At 65.2% G+C, this 6,318-nt stretch carries 5 protein-coding genes and 2 pseudogenes; all 7 read left to right on the top strand.

Going from position 1 to position 6,318, the window contains the following annotated elements:
• Nucleotides 1-33: 33 nt before the first annotated feature.
• Nucleotides 34-957 (top strand): annotated as a pseudogene (locus tag JHD07_RS29855) (AMP-binding protein); the annotation flags it as partial.
• Nucleotides 954-2,141 (top strand): acetyl-CoA C-acyltransferase, encoded by a 1,188-nt coding sequence (locus JHD07_RS29850; RefSeq protein WP_291628664.1) that lies wholly within the window; start codon nucleotides 954-956, stop codon nucleotides 2,139-2,141. The pseudogene JHD07_RS29855 and the gene JHD07_RS29850, both read left to right, overlap by 4 nt.
• A 149-nt stretch (nucleotides 2,142-2,290) precedes the next feature.
• Entirely contained in the window at nucleotides 2,291-3,481 is a 1,191-nt protein-coding gene (gene pimC / locus JHD07_RS29845; RefSeq protein ID WP_291628663.1) for a pimeloyl-CoA dehydrogenase large subunit, read from the top strand.
• A 184-nt stretch (nucleotides 3,482-3,665) separates the two neighbouring features.
• The gene (gene pimD / locus JHD07_RS29840) at nucleotides 3,666-4,808 is read left to right on the top strand and encodes a pimeloyl-CoA dehydrogenase small subunit (protein WP_291628662.1); all 1,143 of its coding nucleotides are present in this window, start codon (nucleotides 3,666-3,668) and stop codon (nucleotides 4,806-4,808) included.
• Between the two features lie 131 nt (nucleotides 4,809-4,939).
• On the top strand, nucleotides 4,940-5,713 hold the full coding sequence (locus tag JHD07_RS29835) for an SDR family NAD(P)-dependent oxidoreductase (RefSeq protein ID WP_291628660.1): 774 nt from the start codon (nucleotides 4,940-4,942) through the stop codon (nucleotides 5,711-5,713).
• Nucleotides 5,714-5,842: 129 nt separating this feature from the next.
• Nucleotides 5,843-5,947 (top strand): annotated as a pseudogene (locus JHD07_RS39890) (endonuclease domain-containing protein); the annotation flags it as partial.
• Entirely contained in the window at nucleotides 5,917-6,249 is a 333-nt protein-coding gene (locus tag JHD07_RS29830; RefSeq protein ID WP_366865441.1) for a DUF559 domain-containing protein, read from the top strand. The pseudogene JHD07_RS39890 and the gene JHD07_RS29830, both read left to right, overlap by 31 nt.
• Nucleotides 6,250-6,318: the final 69 nt, after the last annotated feature.

Raw genomic sequence — 6,318 nt, 5'->3', positions numbered from 1 at the left:
AGCTTGTCCTTGATCAGCGGGCCGCCCACATAGGCGCTGACCGTCGTGCTGCTGTCCTCGCTCAGCCGCGGCAATCTGATCTCGCTGCATCAGCGCTTCGACGTCGAAGCCGTGATGCGCGACATCGAGGTCAAGCGCGCGACATATTTCCCGGGCGTGCCGACGATGTGGATCGCGATCGCCGCGCTGCCCGATCTCGACAAGCGCGACTTCTCCTCGCTCGCCACCATCGGCTCCGGCGGCGCGCCGCTGCCGGTCGAGATCGCGAGCTTCTTCGAGCGCAAGGTCGGCAAGAAGCTGAAGAGCGGATGGGGCATGACCGAGACCTGTTCGCCCGGAACCGGCCATCCACCCACCGGCCCGGACAAGCCGGGCTCGATCGGACTGACGCTGCCCGGCATCGAGCTCGACATCGTCGCGCTCGACGATCCCAGGCGCGTGCTGCCGCCGGGCGAGGTCGGCGAGATCCGCATCAAGGGGCCGAACGTCACCAAGGGCTACTGGAACAGGCCGGAGGGCTCGGCGGACGCCTTCGTCGACGGCCGCTTCCTCACCGGCGACATCGGCTACATGGACGCCGACGGCTATTTCTTCCTGGTCGACCGCAAGAAGGACATGATCATCTCCGGCGGCTTCAACGTCTATCCGCAGATGATCGAGCAGGCGATCTACACCATTCCCGGCGTGCACGAGGTGATCGTGCTCGGCATTCCCGACCCCTATCGGGGCGAAGCCGCAAAGGCCTTCATCAAGCTGAGGCCGGAGGCAAAGCCGTTCTCGCTCGACGAATTGCGCGCGCAACTCGCCGGCAAGGTCGGCAAGCACGAACTGCCGGCCGAGGTCGAATTCGTCGACGATCTGCCGCGCACCCCCGTCGGAAAATTGTCGCGCCACGAATTGCGCCGGCAGCAGAAACCGTCACAATCCGCCCAACCATCATCAGGAGGTCGTTCTTGACCGACGCCGTCATCGTTTCCACCGCCCGTACCCCGATCGGCAAGGCCTATCGCGGCGCGCTCAACGCCACCGAGGGCGCAACCTTGCTCGGCCACGCCATCGGCGAAGCCGTCGCGCGCGCCAAGGTCGATCCGAAGGAGATCGAGGATGTCGTGATGGGCGCCGCCCTCCAACAGGGCGCGACCGGCGGCAACATCGCGCGCAAAGCGCTGCTCCGCGCCGGCCTGCCGGTCACCGTCGCCGGCACCACCATCGACCGGCAATGCGCCTCGGGCCTCCAGGCCATCGCGCTCGCTGCGCGCTCGGTGATCTTCGACGGCGTCGAGATCGCGGTCGGCGGCGGCGGAGAGTCAATCAGCCTCGTGCAGAACGACAAGATGAACGGCTTCCATGCCACCGACCCGGCGCTGCTCAAGATCAAGGGCGAGGTCTACATGCCCATGATCGACACCGCCGAAGTCGTCGCCAAGCGCTACGGCATCTCGCGGGAGAAGCAGGACGAGTACTCGCTGGAAAGCCAGCGCCGCACCGCGGCCGCGCAGCAGGGCGGCAGGTTCAAGGACGAGATCGCGCCGATCACGACGCAGATGGCGGTCACCGACAAGGCGACCGGCGCCGTCTCGATGAAGGACATCACGCTGTCGCAGGACGAGGGCCCGCGCCCCGAGACCACGATCGAAGGCCTTGCCGGCCTCAAGCCGGTGCGCGGCGAGGGGTTCACCATCACCGCCGGCAATGCCAGCCAGCTCTCCGACGGCGCCAGCGCCACCGTGATCATGAGCGACAAGGAAGCCGCCAAGCGCGGCCTCCAGCCGCTCGGCATCTTCCGCGGCTTCGTGTCCGCCGGCTGCGAGCCGGACGAGATGGGCATCGGCCCGGTCTTCGCCGTGCCGCGCCTGCTCAAGCGCCACGGCCTCACCGTCGACGACATCGGCCTCTGGGAATTGAACGAAGCCTTTGCGGTGCAGGTGCTGTATTGCCGCGACAAGCTCGGCATCGACCCCGAGAAGATCAACGTCAATGGCGGCGCGATCTCGGTCGGTCACCCCTACGGCATGTCCGGCGCGCGCCTCACCGGCCACGCCCTGATCGAAGGCCGCCGCCGCAAGGCGAAGTACGCCGTCGTCACCATGTGCGTCGGCGGCGGAATGGGCGCGGCGGGCTTGTTCGAGGTGCTGCAGTAAGTGTTTCTGTCATTCCGGGGCGCCGCGAAGCGGCGAGCCCGGAATCCATAACCACAGATCGGGGATATGGATTCCGGGCCTGCGCCAAGCGGCGCATCCCGGAATGACGGCGAAATTCGGTCAGAACAAATCGCTCACAGGAGGATCCGATGGATCTCGCATTTACTAGGGAAGAGCAGGCGTTTCGCGAGGAAGTGCGGCAGTTCTTCCGCGACAACGTGCCGTCGGAGACGCGGCGCAAGATGGTCGAGGGCCGTCATCTCTCCAAGGACGAGATGGTGACGTGGTGGCGCATCCTCAACAAGAAGGGCTGGGGCGTCAGCCACTGGCCGAAGGAATATGGCGGCACCGGCTGGACCGCCGTGCAGCATTACATCTTCAACGAGGAGCTGCAGGCCCATCCGGCGCCGCAGCCGCTCGCCTTCGGCGTCAGCATGGTCGGCCCGGTCATCTACACCTTCGGCAACGAGGAGCAGAAGAAGAAATATCTTCCGCGCATCGCCAATGTCGACGATTGGTGGTGCCAGGGCTTCTCCGAGCCCGGCTCCGGCTCCGACCTCGCTTCGCTGAAGACGAAGGCCGAACGCCGCGGCGACAAGTGGATCATCAACGGCCAGAAGACCTGGACCACGCTCGCCCAGCACGCCGACATGATCTTCTGCCTCTGCCGCACCGACACCAACGCCAAGAAGCAGATGGGCATCTCCTTCATCGTGTTCTCGATGAAGTCGAACGGCGTCACCGTGCGCCCGATCCAGACCATCGACGGCGGCCATGAGGTCAACGAAGTGTTCTTCGACGACGTCGAGGTGCCCATCGAGAACCTGGTCGGCGAGGAGAACAAGGGCTGGGACTACGCCAAGTTCCTGCTCGGCAACGAGCGCACCGGCATCGCCCGCGTCGGCGTCTCCAAGGAGCGACTCCGCCGCATCAAGGATCTGGCGTCGAAGGTCGAGGCCGGCGGCAAGCCGATCCTCCAGGATCCCGCCTTCCGCGAGAAGCTGGCGGCCTGCGAGATCGAGCTGAAGGCGCTCGAGCTGACCCAGCTGCGCGTCGTCGCGGACGAAGGCAAGCACGGCAAGGGCAAGCCCAATCCGGCCTCGTCGGTGCTGAAGATCAAGGGCTCCGAGATCCAGCAGACCACCACCGAGCTCCTGATGGAAGTGATCGGTCCGTTCGCCGCGCCCTACGACGTGCACGGCGACGACGGCTCGAACGAGACCATGGACTGGACCGCCCAGATCGCGCCGAGCTACTTCAACAACCGCAAGGTCTCGATCTACGGCGGCTCCAACGAGATCCAGCGCAACATCATCGCCAAGGCGGTGCTGGGGCTGTGAGTCAACAATGACGCTGTCGTCCCCCGCGAAGGCGGGGAGGGCAACGTCTCCACCGTCATTCCGGGGCGCGCGGAGCGCGAGCCCGGAATCCCTAACCACGATCGGGAGTATGGATCCCGGGCTCGCGCTCCGCGCGCCCCGGGATGACGAAGCCAAATAAGTCCGGGTACGAGGAACCAAAGAAATGGATTTTGATCTGAACGAGGAGCAGCGGCTTCTCAAGGACAGCATCGACGGCCTGCTGACCAACTCCTACGATTTCGACCAGCGCAAGAAATACATGGCGGAGAAGGGCGGCTGGAGCAAAGCGGTCTGGCTCAAGCTCGCCGAGCAGGGCCTGCTCGGCCTGCCCTTCGCAGAGGCCGATGGCGGCTTCGGCGGCGGCGGCGTCGAGACCATGATCGTCATGGAAGCGCTCGGCAAGGCGCTGGTGCTCGAGCCTTATCTCGCCACGGTCGTGATCGGCGGCGGCTTCCTGCGTCATGCCGGCACCGAGGCGCAGAAGGCCGCGCATGTCCCTTCGATCATCGACGGCAGCAAGACGCTCGCCTTCGCCCAGCTCGAGAAGAACTCGCGCTACGATCTGTTCGACGTCACCACGACCGCGAAGAAGAAGGGCGATGCTTACGTCATTGATGGCGAGAAGTTCGTCGTGCTCAACGGCGAGAATGCCGACACGCTCATCGTCACTGCCCGCACCAAGGGCGACCGCCGGGACAAAGCCGGCATCGGCGTGTTCCTGGTCCCGGCGAATGCCAAGGGTGTCTCCAGGAAGGGCTATCCGACCCAGGACGGCCTGCACGCCGCCGACATCACCTTCACCGGCGTCGAGGTCGGCCCTGATGCCGTGCTCGGCAATCCCGAGGACTCGCTCGCCTTGATCGAGCGCGTGGTCGATGAGGCGCGCATCGCGCTCTGCGCCGAGGCGGTCGGCCTGATGGATGAGTCGCTCAAGACCACGGTCGAGTACATCAAGACGCGCAAGCAGTTCGGCGTCGCGATCGGCTCGTTCCAGTCGCTGCAGCACCGTGCCTCCGACATGTTCGTTGCCGCCGAGCAGGCGCGCTCGATGTCGATGTTCGCGACCATGGCCGGCGATTTCGAGGACGCCAAGGAGCGCACGAACGCGATCGCCGCGGCCAAGGTGCAGATCGGCAAGTCGGCCAAATTCGTCGGCCAGCAGTCGATCCAGCTCCACGGCGGCATCGGCATGACCATGGAGGCGAGGATCGGCCACTACTTCAAGCGCCTCACCATGATCGAGAACTCGTTCGGCGACACCGACTACCACCAGCGCCGCGTCGCCGACGCGGGCGGGTTGATCTGAGTCACTCCGCCGCTGTCATCCCGGGGCGCGCGTAGCGCGAACCCGGGATCCATCAGGCGGCACTACGCGCGGTGAAATGGCTTCCGGGCTCGCGCTACGCGCGCCCCGGAATGACCAGAAGAGGGACACCCATGAAAAACACCCCGTTCGATCTCACCGGCAAGGTCGCCGTCGTCACCGGCTCCAGCCGCGGCATCGGCCGCTCCTCCGCCGAGCTGCTGGCAAAGCTCGGCGCCAAGGTCGTGGTCTCCTCGCGCAAGGCGGATGCCTGCAAGGAGGTCGCCGACGGCATCAACGCGGCCGGCGGCGATGCCATCGTGATCCCCTGCAACATCGCGCGCAAGAACGAGGTCGAGGCGCTGATCGCGGGTGCCACGAAGCACTACGGCAAGATTGACATTCTCGTCTGCAACGCTGCGGTGAATCCCTATTACGGCCCGTTGCTCGACATATCAGATGAAGCCTTCGACAAGATCATGGGCAGCAACGTCAAGAGCAACATCTGGCTCTCGGCGCTGGCGATCCCGCAAATGGCCGAGCGTGGCAACGGCTCGGTGATCATCATCTCCTCGATCGGCGGCCTGCGCGGCTCCACCGTGATCGGCGCCTACGGCATCTCCAAGGCCGCCGACTTCGCACTGTGCCGCTCGCTCGCCGGCGAATGGGGCCCGAAGGGCGTGCGCGTCAACTGCATCGCCCCCGGTCTCGTCAAGACCGACTTCGCCCGCGCGCTGTGGGAAGACGAAGCCAACCTCAAGCGCCGCACCGCCACCACCCCGCTCCGCCGCATCGGCGAACCCGACGAAATCGCCGGCGCCGTCGCCTACCTCGCCTCCGACGCCTCGAGCTTCATGACCGGCCAGACCATCGTCATCGACGGCGGCGTGACGACGGCCGCAGTGTAACGCAACACCACTTGCAATTGCAGGACGAGCGCGCTTCACTTACCCTCCCCTGGAGGGGTCCGGGACGAGCATAGTTCGCCCGTGGGTCGCTCACGCGTAGCGTGAGCGGGGTGGGGTGAAGCCACGCAAATGGTCTCGACATCAATCCGCCGCGCCGCCGCGAAGAAGCTGAGAGAGAACACCACACCGCACGAGCGGATGTTGTGGCGTGCTCTCAAAGACCTTCCCATGGATGGCTCGCACTTCCGTCGCCAAGCACCAATTGGTCCTTACGTTGTCGACTTCTTCTGCCGGCCAAGCGCCTCATCATCGAACTCGACGGCGGGCACCACAACGAAGACGCCACGGCCGCACGCGATCTCGAACGCCAACGCTGGCTCGAGAACGAAGGCTATCGCCTCATCCGCTTCTGGAACTCGGAGATCAGGGCTGATCTCACCGCGGTAATGGAACGGATCTATGTCGAGCTCTATGGCTCGCGCGAGGCGGAAACGATGCACCTCGCTCACCGGCGCAAGCGAAAAACGCCAACGTAATCGAGCAGCGCCCTTTTCTTACCCTCCCCTGGAGGGGGAGGGTAAGAAAAGGGCGCTGCTCGATTACGT

The sequence above is a fragment of the Bradyrhizobium sp. genome (genome assembly GCF_016462955.1).
In the GTDB taxonomy this organism is placed as follows: Bacteria; Pseudomonadota; Alphaproteobacteria; order Rhizobiales; family Xanthobacteraceae; genus Bradyrhizobium.
Note: the sequence above shows the minus strand (reverse complement) of the source record. Positions and strands in the feature narration are given on the sequence as shown.